The organism is Antrihabitans cavernicola, from assembly GCF_008297975.1.
GTDB lineage: Bacteria > Actinomycetota > Actinomycetes > Mycobacteriales > Mycobacteriaceae > Antrihabitans > Antrihabitans cavernicola.
Map to the genome: position 1 here is coordinate 378,041 of NZ_VLNY01000001.1, position 15,614 is coordinate 393,654.

At 64.8% G+C, this 15,614-nt stretch carries 13 protein-coding genes; 11 read left to right on the forward strand and 2 right to left on the reverse strand.

Annotated features, from left to right (window positions below):
- Positions 1-15: 15 nt before the first annotated feature.
- The 9 genes from FOY51_RS01840 (at position 16) to FOY51_RS01880 (ending at position 10,305) form a co-directional block, all read left to right on the forward strand.
- Positions 16-2,619, forward strand: a complete 2,604-nt coding sequence (locus FOY51_RS01840; RefSeq protein WP_149428481.1) for a circularly permuted type 2 ATP-grasp protein — start codon at positions 16-18, stop codon at positions 2,617-2,619.
- Positions 2,616-3,503, forward strand: coding sequence for a transglutaminase family protein (locus FOY51_RS01845; RefSeq protein ID WP_149428482.1), 888 nt, complete (start codon positions 2,616-2,618; stop codon positions 3,501-3,503). The genes FOY51_RS01840 and FOY51_RS01845 overlap by 4 nt, the downstream gene beginning before the upstream one ends.
- 47 nt (positions 3,504-3,550) lie before the next feature.
- A complete protein-coding gene (locus tag FOY51_RS01850) occupies positions 3,551-4,294 on the forward strand; it encodes an SDR family NAD(P)-dependent oxidoreductase (RefSeq protein ID WP_149428483.1) in 744 nt (247 codons plus the stop codon).
- Between the two features lie 188 nt (positions 4,295-4,482).
- The gene (locus FOY51_RS01855; RefSeq protein WP_149428484.1) at positions 4,483-5,190 is read left to right on the forward strand and encodes a cutinase family protein; all 708 of its coding nucleotides are present in this window, start codon (positions 4,483-4,485) and stop codon (positions 5,188-5,190) included.
- 29 nt (positions 5,191-5,219) lie between these two features.
- Positions 5,220-6,512, forward strand: a complete 1,293-nt coding sequence (locus FOY51_RS01860; protein ID WP_149428485.1) for a cytochrome P450 family protein — start codon at positions 5,220-5,222, stop codon at positions 6,510-6,512.
- Positions 6,505-7,506, forward strand: coding sequence for a zinc-binding metallopeptidase family protein (locus FOY51_RS01865; protein ID WP_149428486.1), 1,002 nt, complete (start codon positions 6,505-6,507; stop codon positions 7,504-7,506). The genes FOY51_RS01860 and FOY51_RS01865 overlap by 8 nt, the downstream gene beginning before the upstream one ends.
- Positions 7,503-8,663 carry an alpha-hydroxy-acid oxidizing protein gene (locus tag FOY51_RS01870; RefSeq protein WP_214633043.1) on the forward strand — a complete coding sequence of 387 codons (1,161 nt, stop codon included), beginning with the start codon at positions 7,503-7,505 and terminating at the stop codon, positions 8,661-8,663. Before FOY51_RS01865 ends, FOY51_RS01870 begins: the two co-directional genes overlap by 4 nt.
- Positions 8,664-8,810: 147 nt before the next feature.
- Complete coding sequence (locus tag FOY51_RS27445; protein ID WP_235916042.1) at positions 8,811-9,020, forward strand: ANTAR domain-containing protein; 210 nt, start codon at positions 8,811-8,813, stop codon at positions 9,018-9,020.
- A gap of 142 nt (positions 9,021-9,162) precedes the next feature.
- Positions 9,163-10,305, forward strand: coding sequence for a glutathione-independent formaldehyde dehydrogenase (locus tag FOY51_RS01880; protein WP_149428487.1), 1,143 nt, complete (start codon positions 9,163-9,165; stop codon positions 10,303-10,305).
- 44 nt (positions 10,306-10,349) lie between these two features.
- On the opposite strand, the gene FOY51_RS01885 is transcribed toward FOY51_RS01880, so the two are convergent.
- Both FOY51_RS01885 and FOY51_RS01890 read right to left on the reverse strand, forming a co-directional pair.
- Positions 10,350-10,760, reverse strand: a complete 411-nt coding sequence (locus FOY51_RS01885; protein ID WP_149428488.1) for an ester cyclase — start codon at positions 10,758-10,760, stop codon at positions 10,350-10,352.
- A gap of 116 nt (positions 10,761-10,876) precedes the next feature.
- Positions 10,877-11,479 (reverse strand): flavodoxin family protein, encoded by a 603-nt coding sequence (locus FOY51_RS01890; protein WP_149428489.1) that lies wholly within the window; start codon positions 11,477-11,479, stop codon positions 10,877-10,879.
- A 300-nt stretch (positions 11,480-11,779) separates the two neighbouring features.
- Between FOY51_RS01890 and FOY51_RS01895 the strand changes: the two genes are divergently transcribed.
- Positions 11,780-14,254, forward strand: a complete 2,475-nt coding sequence (locus tag FOY51_RS01895) for a peroxidase family protein (protein ID WP_214633044.1) — start codon at positions 11,780-11,782, stop codon at positions 14,252-14,254.
- The gene (locus tag FOY51_RS01900) at positions 14,251-15,555 is read left to right on the forward strand and encodes a cytochrome P450 (protein WP_149428490.1); all 1,305 of its coding nucleotides are present in this window, start codon (positions 14,251-14,253) and stop codon (positions 15,553-15,555) included. Before FOY51_RS01895 ends, FOY51_RS01900 begins: the two co-directional genes overlap by 4 nt.
- The last annotated feature ends 59 nt before the right edge of the window (positions 15,556-15,614 follow it).

The window sequence follows — 15,614 nt, forward strand, 5'->3', positions numbered from 1 at the left end:
TGAGGAGGTGAGTCGATGACCCAGGAAGCCACAGCGCCCGCAGCCGGCTCGCCACCCGATGTCTTCGGCAACTACCGCACCGCCCGGCCGCAGGGTGCATTGTTCGAGCTCTCGCCCACGGAGACCCGCTACGACGAACTGTTCGACGCCACCGGAACACTGAAACCCCACTGGGCCGACCCGGCGGCAGGCCTGTCGACCCGCGGCCATCCGGGGATGCAGTGGCTGCGCGATCGCGTCCGGCGCCTCGTCGACACCTACGGCATCACCTACAACGAGACGTCGGTCGCCGAGCCCGGTAAGTCCGTCCCGCCGAGCCGGTGGCAGCTCGACGGCGTGCCGTTGGTGCTGGCACCCGACGACTGGGCCACACTCGAAGCCGGTCTCACCCAACGATCTCGGGTGCTCGATGCCTTGCTTGCCGATCTGTACGGGCCGATGTCGGTGGTGCGATCGGGTCTGCTGCCACCGCAGCTGGTGTTCGGCCACCCCGGCTATCTCCGGGCCGCCCACGGCATCACGGTCCCCGGACCGCATCAGCTGTTTCTGCACGGGTGCGACGTCAGCCGGTCCCCGACCGGCAGCTTCCGCGTCAACGCCGACTGGACGCAGGCGCCATCGGGTGCCGGCTACGCGCTCGCCGATCGTCGGGTGATCTCGCGCGCCTTGCCTGATGTCTTTCAGCAGACCGCGCCGCGCCCGATCTCGTCGTTTGCGCAGACCATGCGCCTCGCGCTGATCGACGCCGCACCGGATGCGGCGGAGAACCCGGTCGTCGTCGTGCTCAGCCCGGGTACACACTCCGAAACAGCATTCGACCAGGCCTATCTCGCGTCGGTGTTGGGTTTCCCACTGGTGGAGAGCGCCGACCTGACGGTCCGCGACGGCAAGCTGTGGATGCGGTCGCTGGGCACTCTCAAGCGCGTGGATGTTGTGCTGCGCCGCGTCGACGCCGCCTTCGCCGACCCGCTCGACCTGCGGGCAGATTCGCGACTCGGTGTGGTCGGGTTGGTCGAGGTGCTGCGGCGCGGCGCGGTCAGCGTGGTCAACACCCTGGGCAGCGGCGTGCTCGAGAACGCCGCCCTGCCCGGATTTCTCCCGCAACTCAGTCGTTCGTTGCTCGGTGAAGAGCTGTTGTTGGAGTCGACCCCGACCTACTGGGCAGGCGACGACCTGCAGAAGTCGCACCTGCTGGCGAATCTGGGATCGCTGGTGGTCAAGTCGACGGTCGGCACCGAGGTGCAGGTGGGCCGACTGCTCACCGCGGCCGCGCGGGAGACGCTCGCCGCTCAGATCGAGGCCGAACCGTGGAAATGGGTCGGGCAGGAGCCGCCCCAGTTCTCGGTGGCGCCCATCGAATCCAGCGCGTCGGCCGTACGATCCGCGCCGGTGGCGTTCCGCATGTTCGCCGTCGCCCAGCGCGCGGGTTTCACGGCGATGGTCGGCGGCCTCGGGCAGGTGATGGCGGAGAATCCGACGTCGTTGGCGTTGCACAGCATCGCAGCCAAGGACGTGTGGGTTCGCCCGGCCGATCGGGGTGGCGCTGCCGATGCCACCGGCCCGATTCGCCTGGTCCCGCCGCCCGAATCGTTGCCCGTCTTCCATGCGGCGGTGGCTGATGTGGTCAGCTCGCCGCGCGTGCTGTCGGACCTCTTCTGGATGGGCCGCTACGCAGAGCGTGCGGAAGATACGGCGCGACTGCTGATCGCGGTCCGCGACCGACAGCAGGAGTACCGCCACCGGATGTGGCTCGACGGCAGTGACAGCGTGACGATCCTGCTGGATGCGCTCGCCGAAATCACCGGTTCCATGGACGTCAACGCTCACGATCTGCAGCGAACGCTGACCGCCGACAAGACGCGCGCAGGCTCGCTGGCGCAGTCCGTCGACCGCCTCGGTTACGCGGCACGCGCTGTCCGCGACCAGCTCTCCAACGACACCTGGACCGTGCTGAGCACCGTCGACGCCGCGTTGGCAGAGTTCGCGACCGTCACCTACGACGACGGCAGCGCAATCGGATCCGTGCAGTCGGCGGTGCTCACCGGCATGTTGTCGCTGTCCGGACTGGGCGCCGAATCGATGGTGCACGATCCCGGCTGGTACCTGATGGACATCGGCAAACGACTCGAACGCGGTCTTCAGCTGACCGCGCTGCTCGGTGCCACTCTCGACGCGCCGCGGATGCCCTCGACCGAGCGGATGGTGATCGAATCCGTTTTGGCCGCAAGCGAATCGTCGGTGATCTACGCGCGCCGCAACCGGGGCGTCATTCGCCTGGCCGCCGTCGCGCAACTGCTGCTGTTCGACGAGGGCAACCCGCGTTCCCTTGTCTACCAACTGGATCGGCTCAAGGACGACCTGCACGCCCTACCGGAGGCATCGGGTTCCTCGCGCGCCGAGCGGCTCGCGGAAGAGATGAGCGCACAACTGCGCCGAGCCGATCCCGCCGATCTGGAAACCGTTGGGCCGGAAGGGTTGCGCACCGATCTGGTAGAGCTGCTGGACGGCATTCATGCGTCGTTGCGGTCGTTGTCGGAGATCATTCTGGCGACACAGCTGTCCATGCCACAGGACATTCAGCCACTGTGGGGACTCAGTCTTGCGCAGGTGTTGCCATGACGGGCGAAACCAAGCGCTATCGGATCACACATCGAACCACGTACACCTACTCCGACGATGTTTCGAGTTCGTACGGTCGCACCCATCTGACTCCGCGGGAACTACCCGGACAGCGAATCACCGACGCGGAGTTGATCATCGAACCGGAACCATCGGACCGATCGACCAGTCCCGACGTCTTCGGCAACACGACAGCGTTCTTCCACATCAACACCGATCACCGCACACTTGTCGTCACCAACGTATCCACCGCCGAGGTTGATCCGCCGGACGAGGTGCGACTGCAACGCGGCTATTCGACTGCGCCGTGGGAGGATTCGCGTCCCACGGGTGTCGCGGGAGCGTTGGCCACCGAGTTCGTGCTGGATCTGGTGCCGCCGGAGATCACCGACGCGGTTCGCGACTATGCCGCCGTGACCTTCACACCCGGCAGACCGTTGGTCGAGGTGATCCGTGAACTCACCACCCGCATCTTCACCGACTTCACCTACAAGTCCGGATCGACCACCAATTCGACCAAGGTGGCCGAGGTGATGGAGGCACGCTCCGGCGTGTGCCAGGACTTCGCCCGAATCGCGATCGCCTGCCTTCGCTCGCAAGGACTAGCGGCACGGTATGTCTCGGGATATCTGTCGACGCGGCCGCCGCCCGGCAAGGAACGGATGATCGGCGTCGACGCGTCGCACGCATGGGCTGCCGTCTGGTTGCCGGACGACGAGTGGCTGGCGTTCGATCCCACCAACAACCAGCTGGCCGACGAGCGCTACATCACGGTCTCGTGGGGCCGCGACTACGCCGACGTTCCGCCCTTGCGCGGCATCATTTACACCGATTCCAAGAAGTCGACGATCAACGTTTCGGTGGACGTGGCTCCGCTGGACTGACGCCCGTCCTTGACCTGGAGCGCACTCCACGTCCTAACCTGCGTGACATGGACGAACAGACAACACTTGCCGGTCGAGTCGCGCTTGTGACCGGTGGTTCTCGTGGGATCGGACGCGGAATCGCGGAGGCGCTCGGTCGGGCCGGAGCGGCGGTGGCCGTCAACTATCGCCACCGCGAGGACGAAGCGGCCGCAGCGGTCGCCGCGATCGACGAGGCCGGCGGCCGAGCAATCGCCGTATGCGCGGACGTCTCCGTTGCCGCCGAGGTGCAGGCGTTGACAGAACAGGTCGTGTCCGAACTGGGCCCGGTCGACGTGCTCGTGAACAACGCCGGAATCGCAACCATTCGCGGCGTGGACGACATCACCGAGGCGGACTTCGATCAGACGCTTTCGGTCAATCTGAAGTCGGCCTTCCTGTGCACCCAAGCCGTGCTCCCCGGAATGCGAGAGCGAGGCTGGGGACGGATAGTGAACATCTCGTCGATCGCCGCGCGCGGCGCTGGCGGCATCGGCGTGCACTACAACGCGTCGAAGTCGGGATTGGAAGGGCTCACCCGCGGATACGCCGCACGGCTTGCGCCCGATGGGATCACGGTCAACGCCATCGCCCCCGGCCTCGTCGATACCGAAATGGCTGCACCACTGAAGGAATCGGGTGTCGCCGACCGCATTCCCGTCGGCCGAATAGGCAGACCGGACGAGATCGGTCAGGCCGTGTTGATGGTGATCGGCAACGCCTACCTGACTGGGCAGACAGTGGCGGTGAACGGCGGCGGAAGCTTCGTATGACGCCCGTCGACATTTCGCGCACTGAATGTTCACCGGCGCAGTAAGTTTCGCGCGCGTACGCACATTCGGTGCGCGGAATCGGGAAGGAATAACCGGAAACCACTCATCCGTACGGGCCTCGGCTCCGAATGTCGGGTAATGCCGGAGCGTACCCACGCCCCGGAAACCTGGGAGTCGGTGAGTTTCTCATGAGCGCACGTTCTCTAGCGCGCTTCGTCGGTGCCGCAATCGTGGCAGCGGCGATTCCACTTGTTCTGCCCACCCAGCCGGCCTCTGCGGCGACGTGTCCCGACGTCGAGGTGATCTTCGCGCGGGGAACATCCGAACCGCCAGGGCTCGGCGTCACCGGGACGTCCTTCGTGGAGTCAGTGCGCTTGCTCGCGGTAGGACGATCGGTCGGATCGTATGCAGTCAATTACCAGGCAAGCAACAATTTCAACGACCCGATCGCCTTGGCCGGAACGGTCCTCGATGGCATCAGGGACGAGCAGGCGCACGTCGAATACATGGCGGCGAACTGCGCGAACACCAGGCTGGTGCTCGGCGGATACTCGCAGGGTGCAGCCCTGACCGGCTACGCGACCATGTCGGGAACGCCGGCAGCAGTGCCCACGGAGTACGCAGCCGACTGGCCTGCGCCGCTGCCACCTGCGGTGTCCAATCAGGTCGCAGCCGTGGTTCTTTTCGGCAAGCCGTCGGACCGATGGTTGCGTGACGCCGGGGCGCCGCCGGCAATTGTCGGTCCGCTCTACGCCGGAAAGAACACCGAGTTGTGCATCGGCGGCGACACGATCTGCGACGGCTCGGGCGTCGGCCAGCCCAACGCGCTGCACGGTCTGTACGCCTTCAACGGAATGGCTCTCGGTGCGGCGGGATTCGTAGTCAGCCGACTCTGACAAACACCTCGCACCATTACTGTGGCCTGGTGCCCGCAATCACCCCCATGCCCCCGCTCGCGGATGGCGTCGGACTTCCGTGGGACATCGCCGTCGACGACGCGGTAGCCGAGCTTGCGCACGCCCGCGACGCCTACGGTGACACCTTCGTCGTCGACAGTGGCGGCGACCGCTACCTGTTCACTTTCTCCGCGCAGGGCGTCGAGTCCTTCTATGCGCTGCCGGAGGCACAGGCCAGCAAGGGCGTCGCCGATTTCCTGATGCTCCGACGCAAGCTGCCCGACGAGATCTTTCTCGGCCGCCGGATACTGCCCGGTGGACTGTTTCGGCGCGGCGATGTCGCCACGTATCTGAGCAACCTCGACCACGCGTTGGTCGAGACCGTCACCGAACTCGGCGACGCCGGAACGGTCGACGTCTTCGCCCTCACGCGACGACTCGGTCACCGGATGGGACTGGCGTCCTGGGCAGGTCCGGGCAACGACACCGGCGACAACTTCGAGCGACTCGTCCTGGCCTTCGACACCCTCGACGGCTCCGACGCCTTCGTTCATCCCGACGCGATGGCCGCTGTCGCCGCATCGGGCAAGAAGGCTGAGCGCGCGGCACTTGCCGACGTCGGCGAGGTGATCGGTGCGGCTCTCGAGCTGCACAACGGCACTGAAAGCAACGACCCCGACGACTCGCTCTTCGGTCGCATCGCGGCGGCCTGGGCCGACGAGCCCGACGATGTTCGCCGCACCGGTGTGGCGGGCGATGTCGCGCTGATCCACATCGCGTCGATGTCCAACCTCGCCGCGGCCCTCGGCTGGGCGCTGGTCGATCTGGTCGGGCATCCGCACGAGCGCGACCTGGTCGCCGCCGGTGATCGAACACTCGCCGACCGCTGCGCGTTGGAATCCACCCGACTCGCGCAACGCTCGATCATGGCGCGCAGCGTGCTCGAGCCCGTCGAATTCGCAGACGGCACAACCACTTACCGCGTCGATCCCGGTTCGACGATCGCCACGTTGCTACCGCTGACCAACACGTCGGCGGGTCCCGGGTTGACCACGTGGGATCCGCTGCGCTGGGACCGGCATCGGCTCGCCGACACCAGCGGGCTCGCGTCGGCGCAGTTGGTGACGTCGTTCGGGCACGGCAAGCACTCGTGTCCAGCTCAACCGTTCTCGCTGGCTGCGATGTCGAAGGCCCTCATCCATCTGCTCTCGACCTACCACGTCGTCGCGCAGTGGACCAGCTACCCGATCCCGGTGCCCGCGCAGATCGGCGGTGTCGCGCGAGCGGCAGGCCCATGTCCATTGGCTTACCGCCGTGCGTGACTTCACCTGCCCGGTCTGCGGGCAGCATCTTGCGTTCGACAATTCCGTCTGCCTGTCGTGTTCGAGCCCACTCGGGTACAGCCTCGACGACCGCACGCTGCGAGTGATCGGCAAGGACGGCGTCGACCCCACGCAGTTCCGGCTCTGCGACAACCTGCATATCGCGCGCTGTAACTGGTTGGTGCCCATCGGGATCGGCAGCGGACTGTGCGAATCGTGCAGACTCACCCGCACCCGACCTGCCGACGGCCGCACCGAAGACCTCGGCGACTTCGCTAACGCCGAAGCCGCGAAACGACGACTGATCGTGGAGCTGACCGAACTGGGGTTACCCATCGTCGGTCGGGACGCCGATCCGCAGTTCGGCCTCGCCTTCGATCTGCTGTCCAGCCGATTCGAGCCGGTGATCACCGGGCACATGAACGGTGTGATCACCCTCGATCTCGCCGAGGGCGACGACGTGCACCGCGAACGATTGCGCGTGTCGATGGCCGAGCCGTACCGCACGTTGCTCGGACACTTCCGCCACGAGATCGGGCATTACTACTACCCGAAGCTGGTCACCGTTCCGGATGCGCTGAACGAGTTCGTCGGACTGTTCGGCGATCCCAACGTCGACTACCGGTGCGCGCTCGAGCGGCATTACGACACCGGGGCGCCGTCGGGCTGGGAGAAGACGCACGTGTCGTCCTACGCGACCATGCATCCCGCCGAGGACTGGGCCGAGACGTTCGCCCACTACCTGCACATCCGCGACACCCTCGACACCGCAGCCGCATTCGGAATGGTCCCTGCCGGAGCGACTTTCGATCGACCGCCGGAGGGACCGTCCGCATTCGACCAGATCATCGAGATGTGGCTGCCGTTGTCGTGGTCGCTGAATATGGTGAACAGATCGATGGGTCATCCGGATCTCTATCCGTTCGTGCTGCCCGCGGCGGTGCTGGAAAAGATGCGGTTCATTCACACAGTGATTACGAGGAGCGGATCGTGAACTACAGCGATTACCAGTCGGGCATCTATGCCCAGGGCATGTTCGCGAACATGCTGCCCGAGGTGACCACCGATCTGGCCGGGCTCGAAGAGAAGGCCGCAGCGACGCTCTCCCCCGATGCCCTCGGCTACATCGTTCCCAGCGCGGGCAGCGGAGCGACGGCGCGCGCGAATCGCGCCGCGTTCGACAAGTGGCAGATCGTGCCGCGGATGCTGCGCGGGTCTGCCGAGCGCGACCTGTCGTGCACGGTGCTCGGAACCGACATGCCTGCCCCCGTGCTGATCGCTCCCGTCGGCGTGCAGCAGCTGGCGCATCCGGACGGCGAACTCGCGACCGCGCGCGCTGCAACGGCGTTGGGACTGACCTACACGCATTCGACGGCGGCGACGCATTCTTTCGAACAGGTTGCCGAGGCCAGCGGCACCGGTTCGCGCTGGTATCAGCTGTATTGGCCAACCGATCGCGACGTCTGCATCAGCTTTCTGAAACGCGCGAAGGACAGCGGCTTCACCACGCTGGTAGTCACCCTCGATACCGGTGTGCTCGGTTGGCGGCCCAAGGACCTCGACCGCGGCTACCTGCCGTTCCTCGTTAACACCGGCCTCGCGAACTACCTGACCGACCCGGCCTTTCTTGCCGGCCTCAGCAAGCCAGTCGAACAAGATCCTGCCGCTGCGACAGCACGCTGGATCGGCATGTTCCCGCACGTCGGACTCGCCTGGTCCGATCTGCCCTTCCTGCGCGAACATTGGGACGGCCCGATCGTGCTCAAGGGCATCTGCTGTGTCGAGGACGCGCGACTGGCCGTCGACGCGGGTATGGACGGCATCATCGTGTCGAACCACGGCGGCAGGCAGATAGACGGCGCGCGGGGTTCGCTCGACGCGCTGCCCGCGATCGCCACTGCCGTCGGCGGGCAGATCGCGGTGCTCTTCGACTCCGGTGTGCGCACCGGCGCTGACTTGTTCAAAGCGCTCGCATTGGGTGCCGACGCCGTGCTGATCGGCAGGCCTTTCCTCTACGGCCTCGCACTGGCCGGACAGTCCGGCGTAGAGCAGGTCATGCGCTCACTGCTCGCCGAATTCGACATCACCCTGGCGCTCTCCGGCTACGGTTCGCCGGCGGAGCTCGGCCCGTCGTCACTCCTTCCTGCGTAGCTGCGCACCTTGCGCCAGCCGCACCATGACGATGACCAATTTTGGGAGCAATCTTGGTGCCCTGAATTTGTACGGATCGACGCCGTATGCGTTCGATAGCGCTTCCTACGGCACCGCCGAAGCATTAGCCACCATGCGGCTATCGCATTGGGCGGAGCACAGCAACAACAGCAATGGTCCTCGGCTCTGGCGTCCCGCGACATCATCGGGCGACCCAAAGGCATGCTCATGGAGCCCTACGCCATCACTGCTGTGCAGGCCTTCAGCTTGCTCACCCAGCTCTCCCAGGAAGGAAACACCAAACTGGGCGACGTCGCGCAATCACTCGTCGAACTCGGCAGCGATCGCCAACCCTGAGCCAGACCACCTCGCCGAGCCGCTCATGGCTACTGCCGCCGGATTGCCATTTGTCGGATGTTCCGTAGCATCGAAGGTGCACGCCGTCGGCAATGAAGCAGCCCGTTGTACACGGATTCCATTGCTGGCAAAAGGATTTCTGATGCGCGCAGTTGTCTACAACGGTCCCCGCGACATCTCTGTCGAGGAGGTGCCCGACGCGAAGATCGAGCAAACCACCGATGCAATCGTCAAGATCACCGCGACCAATATTTGTGGGTCAGACCTACACATGTACGAGGGGCGAACCAGCCTCGACGCCGGCAGAGTCATCGGCCACGAGAATCTGGGCGAAGTCGTCGAGGTCGGTGCCGGGGTGTATTCGGTCAAGGTCGGTGATCGAATTGCGTTGCCTTTCAACATCGGTTGCGGATTCTGCGCAAACTGCACTAGCGGATTGACAGCGTTCTGTCTGATCGTCAACCCTCCCAATGCAGGCGGCGCCTACGGTTACGCCGAAATGGGGCCGTACAACGGTGGACAAGCAGAGTATCTGCGGGTGCCGTTCGCCGATTTCAACGCGCTGCAACTTCCCGAAGACAGCGTCGAGAAAGAAAACGACTACGTCATGCTCACCGACATCATGCCCACCGGATGGCACGGAACCCGGCTGGCGAAACTGCAGCCAGGCGAGAGCATCGTCGTCTACGGCGGCGGTCCGGTCGGGCTGATGGCCGCCTATTCTGCCGAAATACAAGGCGCAAGCAGGGTTTTCGTCATCGACCACATCGGGGAGCGAGTCGCCCTAGCGGAGAAGTTCGGCGCGACCGGCATCAACACCGCCGACGGCGATCCAGTGGAACAGATCAACGAGATCACCAACGGGGCCGGCGTCGATCGCGGTGTCGAGGCCGTCGGCTATCAAGCCCACGACTCCTCCGGTGTCGAGCGATCGAACCTCACGATGAACGCACTCGTCGACATCGTGAAGCCCACCGGCGGAATCGGCGTCGTCGGCGTCTTTTTGCCCGAGGATCCTGGGGCCGACGACGAACAGGCGCGCGAGGGACGGATGGACTTCGACTTCGGGAAGTTCTTCTTCAAGGGTCAGACGATCGGTACCGGCCAGGCCAACGTCAAGGCCTACGATCGGCAACTCCGCGAGCTCGTCCACCACGGCAAAGCGACACCGTCACGACTCGTCTCCCACAACCTCGGGCTCGATGCCGCTCCGGATGCGTACCGGCACTTCGATGCTCGCGACGCGGGATGGACGAAGGTTGTCCTCAATCCCACCGGCGGCTGAATCGACGAACGCCACTCTCGCCCGGGAGGGCGAGAGTGGATGGTTCAGGCCAGCCCTAGCTGCGTCCGGATCCCGAGTTCGTCCGAACTGCCCCATCGCTCAGTCATCTTGCCTGCACTGAATTTGCTGATCTGCACTCCACGGACGTTGATCGATTTGCCCGTGGCGTCGTGGCCGTCGAACACGCCACCATGAGTGCCGGTGAGGGTGTATGCGAACGCGACCTGGTCATTGTCGGCGACCAGTGTTTCCACCTCGACATGGAGATCTGGGAACGCGGTACGCATATCGCTGAAGAACGCCTTGAACCCCTGCGGCCCCGGCACCTGCCCCGGTGCCGGGTCGTGATCGACGCACTCGGGTGCAACGACGGTGTCGAATACGTCGAGGTCGCCGCTGTTGACCGCATCTCCGAAGGTCTGCTGGGTGGCAATGTTGCTTTCCGTCTCACTCATCTTTTGTGTGCTCCTCAATTGTCGAGATATGGCTGCTTGTAGGTGTTCGGGATCCCGCACCCAGCAGTGCTTGCGAGGGCGGGACAGTCTCGCTGTCAACACTTTTCGACACGCCGTCAAGGCGCTGGGTAGTTGTCTTTGAGCAACCGTGCCAAGTGGATCGCGTTGGTCGCGGCAGTCTTGGTCGTTCCGGCCGTCTTCTCAGGAACATCGTCGAGGTCTTGGTAATCGATGCCGTGCATCGCTTCGCCGTTCCAGTAGGTGACGCCCTGGGCAGGAACGGTGAACCCGACATCGTTCAAGCATTGGTAGATGATGCCGCTGATGTGATGGGCCCCGTCCTCGTTACCGACCACGACCGCGACAGCGACCTTCCCGAACGTCAACGGCCGGCCCTGCGCATCGGTCTCGGACAACTCGGCATCCAAACGCTCCAGAACCCGCTGACACACACTGCTGGGCTGACCCATCCAAGTCGGCGTCGCCAACACGAGAATGTCGGCATCGACCAGTTGGGATCGAATAGCCGGCCATTCATCGCCCGAACCCATATCGAGCTCTACGCCCGCGGTGATGTTGTGATCGACCACCCGCACGACCGAAGCATCCACGTCGGGCATCTGCTCGAGCAGTTGCCGCGCGAGCAGTTCGCTGCTGGAGGAGGCCGGGCTGGGACTCAAGGTGCACACCAGCACTAGCGCACGCAACAGTTCCGCCATGCTTACCGCCTTCATCGTCGGTGCGACATGTCTGCCGCCGCCACATCTGGCGTACCCGCCCCGGTAGCTGACGAAACGAAACAAGCGGCGGGCGCACCCGCCGCGGCGATCTGTCACCGACCGACCCGCCCATCACAGACCTGAACTGCCTCATTTCCAGCGCCTACTGGACGCAATAGGCGCTCTAGGACCGAGCTGAGTTTTCTGCCGACCACCGCGCGATTCCGCGTAGACTCCGCGCTGTTCGCCAAGTGTGATCCCGGCCACAGTGTTTCCTCAAAACAGCGTTAGGTTTGCAGTATGAGCGTCCTGGATGGACATTCGCCGACCGATGTCGGCACCCGTATCGCCGAATTACGCGAGCATGCAGCGAAAGACGAGCATGCAGCCGCACTCGAAGGTTGGTCCTTTCTCGAAGAGCTGGAGCAACTCGCCAACGCCGATCGCGCGGCGGGCGTAGCCGCTTTGGACACCGTGTTCGCCGACGGCTCGCTACCGGCCGATCTGGACGGACCCACCGCCGGAAAGCTGCTGGTCCCGCTGGTCCAGCCGATAGTCGACCGCGCCGCCAAGGCCTTCGGATCGGTCTGGATGCCTTGGCACGGAATGCATTTCGACAAGGAAGGCAACCGCGGCACCAACAACATCGGCGACACCGCGCGGTGGCCGGCGAAGCTGGTGTGGCCGCTGTATCAAACCGGCGAGGACGACGACGGCCGCCACATCTTCGACTTCGACACCCGCGTGGAGCCTGGCGTCGAGAACCCCGATCTGGATGTGCTGGTCCTGGACTTCGCCACCATCAGCGCCAATCCGTCGTTGCTGGTGAAGGGCCTGCGCGACGAACTGGTGCAGGTGGTGCCGCAGGTGTTCCTCGGCAAGGTGATGCATCGCTCCGGCGGCACATACGGAACGGTCGGCTACTTCGCGCTGCGGTCGGTCGACGTGCCACCGCACAAGCCGGAGGGCACGGTCGACACCGTTCTCGGCGTCGTCGAGAAGAGCTTCGGTGGGGTCAACTCCACCGTGTTCCGTCAGGTCAACAAGGCGCGGGACTGGTGGAAGCTGCCGACGCCGATCGCGCTGCTGAACCTACGCGCGCTGCGCGACGATCTCCGCGAATACAACCTCTACGACACCCGCACACCCGGTGAGCGGACCCCGTCGGAGGATCTGCCGCCGTACCGTACGTACGACGGCGCCGATCAGGACCCGTACGACCCCGAGATGGGCAAGGTGGGCACCCGGTTCGGTCGCAACGCACCGATCGACGCCACCGCTCCCGAGCCGCTACCGGAGCGGATGGAGCCGAATCCGCGACTGGTCGCCAGCAAGCTCATGCACCGCGACGTGTTCAAGCCCGCCACCACGTTGAACGTGCTCGCCGCGTGTTGGATCCAGTTCCAGAACCACGGCTGGTTCGGGCACGGGGAGAACTCGCCCAGCGAGTACATCGACATCGAGCTGGACGACAACGACGAGTGGCCCGAGGGCACGCCGATGCGGGTACGGGCGACCAGCCCCGACCGCAGCCGAGCCGACACCGAAGGCGATCCGCCCACCTACGTCAACACCGTCACGCACTGGTGGGACGGCTCGCAGATCTACGGCTCCACCGAAGCCCGTAACCGCGAGCTGCGGACCGGCGCGTCGGGCAAGCTGATCGTCGAAGACGGCATGCTGCCCAACGAGAGCGACAAGAAGCTCGACGGTGTCGACCGGACCGGCTTCGCCGACAACTACTGGATCGGGCTCTCGCTGCTGCACACCTTGTTCGTCAAGGAGCACAACGCGATCTGCGACCATTTGGCCAGCGTGCACCCCACCTGGGACGACGAAAAGCTTTTCCTGACAGCACGATTGGTCAACGCCGCATTGATGGCGAAGATTCACACTGTCGAGTGGACCCCCGGCATTCTCAATACCCCTGTCCTGGACCGCGCGATGAACGCCAACTGGTACGGCGTGCTACCGCGCTGGACGCGGGAGAAGTTCGGGCACCTCGGCACCGAAATGATCGGCGGCATAGTCGGATCCGCGCAAGATCACGGCACCGCGCCGTATGCGATCACCGAGGAGTTCATCTCCGTCTACCGGCTGCATCCGTTGATACCCGACGACTACGAGATCCGCGACCACACCGACGACTCGCTGATCGACACCGTCGACTTCGACCCGATCCAAGGCAAGGGCACGCGGCCGACGATTCGACGCTACGGCTGGTCCAACCTGCTCTACTCGTTCGGCGTCGCGAACCCCGGCGCCATCACGTTGAAGAACCATCCGAAGGCGCTCACCGATCACGTCCGACTCAACGGTGATCGCGTCGATCTCGCGACCATCGACATCGTGCGCGACCGGGAACGAGGGGTCCCGCGCTACAACGACTTCCGCGAGAAGCTACGCAAGAGTCGGATCACCCGATTCGAGGATCTCACCGACGATCCGGAGTTGGCCGAGGCGATTCGGGAGGTCTACAACGACGACATCGATCGCGTCGATCTGCAGGTCGGGATGCTGGCCGAGACGCCGCCGCCCGGATTCGGCTTCAGCGACACCGCATTTCGCATCTTCATCCTGATGGCATCGCGCCGGTTGAAGTCCGATCGTTTCTACACCGACGACTACACGCCCGAGGTTTACACCCCTGAAGGCATCCGGTGGATCGAGACCAACAACATGACCGACGTGCTCCTGCGTCATCACCCCGAATTGGCCCCAGCTCTCGACGGCGTCGCCAACGCCTTCGCGCCCTGGAACCGGATAGCAGAATGAGCGGAGTGCACGCAATGTCCGAAGCCTTCTCCAAAGCCACCATCGGCGAGAACGCGCTGTTCAACTCGCTGGTAGTGGTGCCCAACGTGGTGCAGGGACTGTTTCGCCGCAGGTCGACGCCTGTCGCGGCGGCCACGCTTGCCGACGTCGACGGCAAGGCGATCAGCTTCCTCGGCAGTGTCGATCGGCGCTACCAGAGCAGGCCGGTGTGGGTGCGGATGGGACTCGACGAGGCGCTGCTGGTGCTGAACCCGGACGATGTCGCGCGAGTGCTCGACGCCTCCCCTGGGCAGATCGCCGCGGATCCGGACGCCAAACGTAAAGGGATGGTGCACTTTCAGCCCGATGCGGTGACCATATCGCGGGGCGAGGAATGGTCCAGCAGGCGCCGATTCACCGAGTCGGTGCTCGGCAAGGTCGGCCCGCCCGGCGGGCTCACCGAGCGGGTGGAGCAGATCACCCGCGAGGAGATCGAACCGGTAGGCGCCGAAACCGGTGAAATCTCCTGGCAGCCATGGAACAAGGCCATCCAGCGGATCACCCGACGCGTGATCCTCGGCGACGCTGCCGCGGGCGACTGGGCTCTCACCGACACGCTCGAGCGGATGATGTCCGGCGCCAACTCGATGCCGGGCAAACCCTCCGGCGACCTGGGCGCGTTCACCGATCGCATCGCCGCATACATTCGACGGGCCGAAAAGGGCAGCATCGCCGGCTTTTTCGCCGATGCGCCGGTCGACAGCCTGACCGCGCCGGTCGGGCAGGTGACGCATTGGATGTTCGCCATGGGCGACACGCTGGCGATCAACACGCTGCGTGGCTTGGTGCTGCTGGCGAATCATCAGGAGAAGCGTGAGCACGCGATCGCCGACGGTACGGACGAATACTTGCAGGCGTGCCTGCAGGAGGCGATGCGCCTGTGGCCGACGACGCCGATGCTGTCACGGGAGACGATCACCGAAATCGATTGGGGCGGTGGACTGACCATCCCGGCGGGTACCCAGGTGGTGGTCGTGAACACGTACGGCCATCGGAACAAGGAGCGGCTCGATTTCGCCGATCGCTTTGCTCCCGAGGAATGGGTCGACGGCGACGCGGGGAGCTACCCCGGATTCAACGCGTTCAGCCGTGGACCGCAGGGCTGCCCCGGCAGCAATCTTGCACTGCTGATCGGCCGGGTCGCGATGCGAGTTGCGCTGGAAGGCAGAACGATCGAAGCGAAGCAGCCCATCCTGCGTGACCCGGCAAGCCTGCCGCACATGATGGACTACTTCACTGCGAAGATCGTGGTCAAGGACTAGCTCCGTCGAGACGGCTGAACGCGCACGCCACTTCGCACCGTCGTTGCGGACGTCGCGCT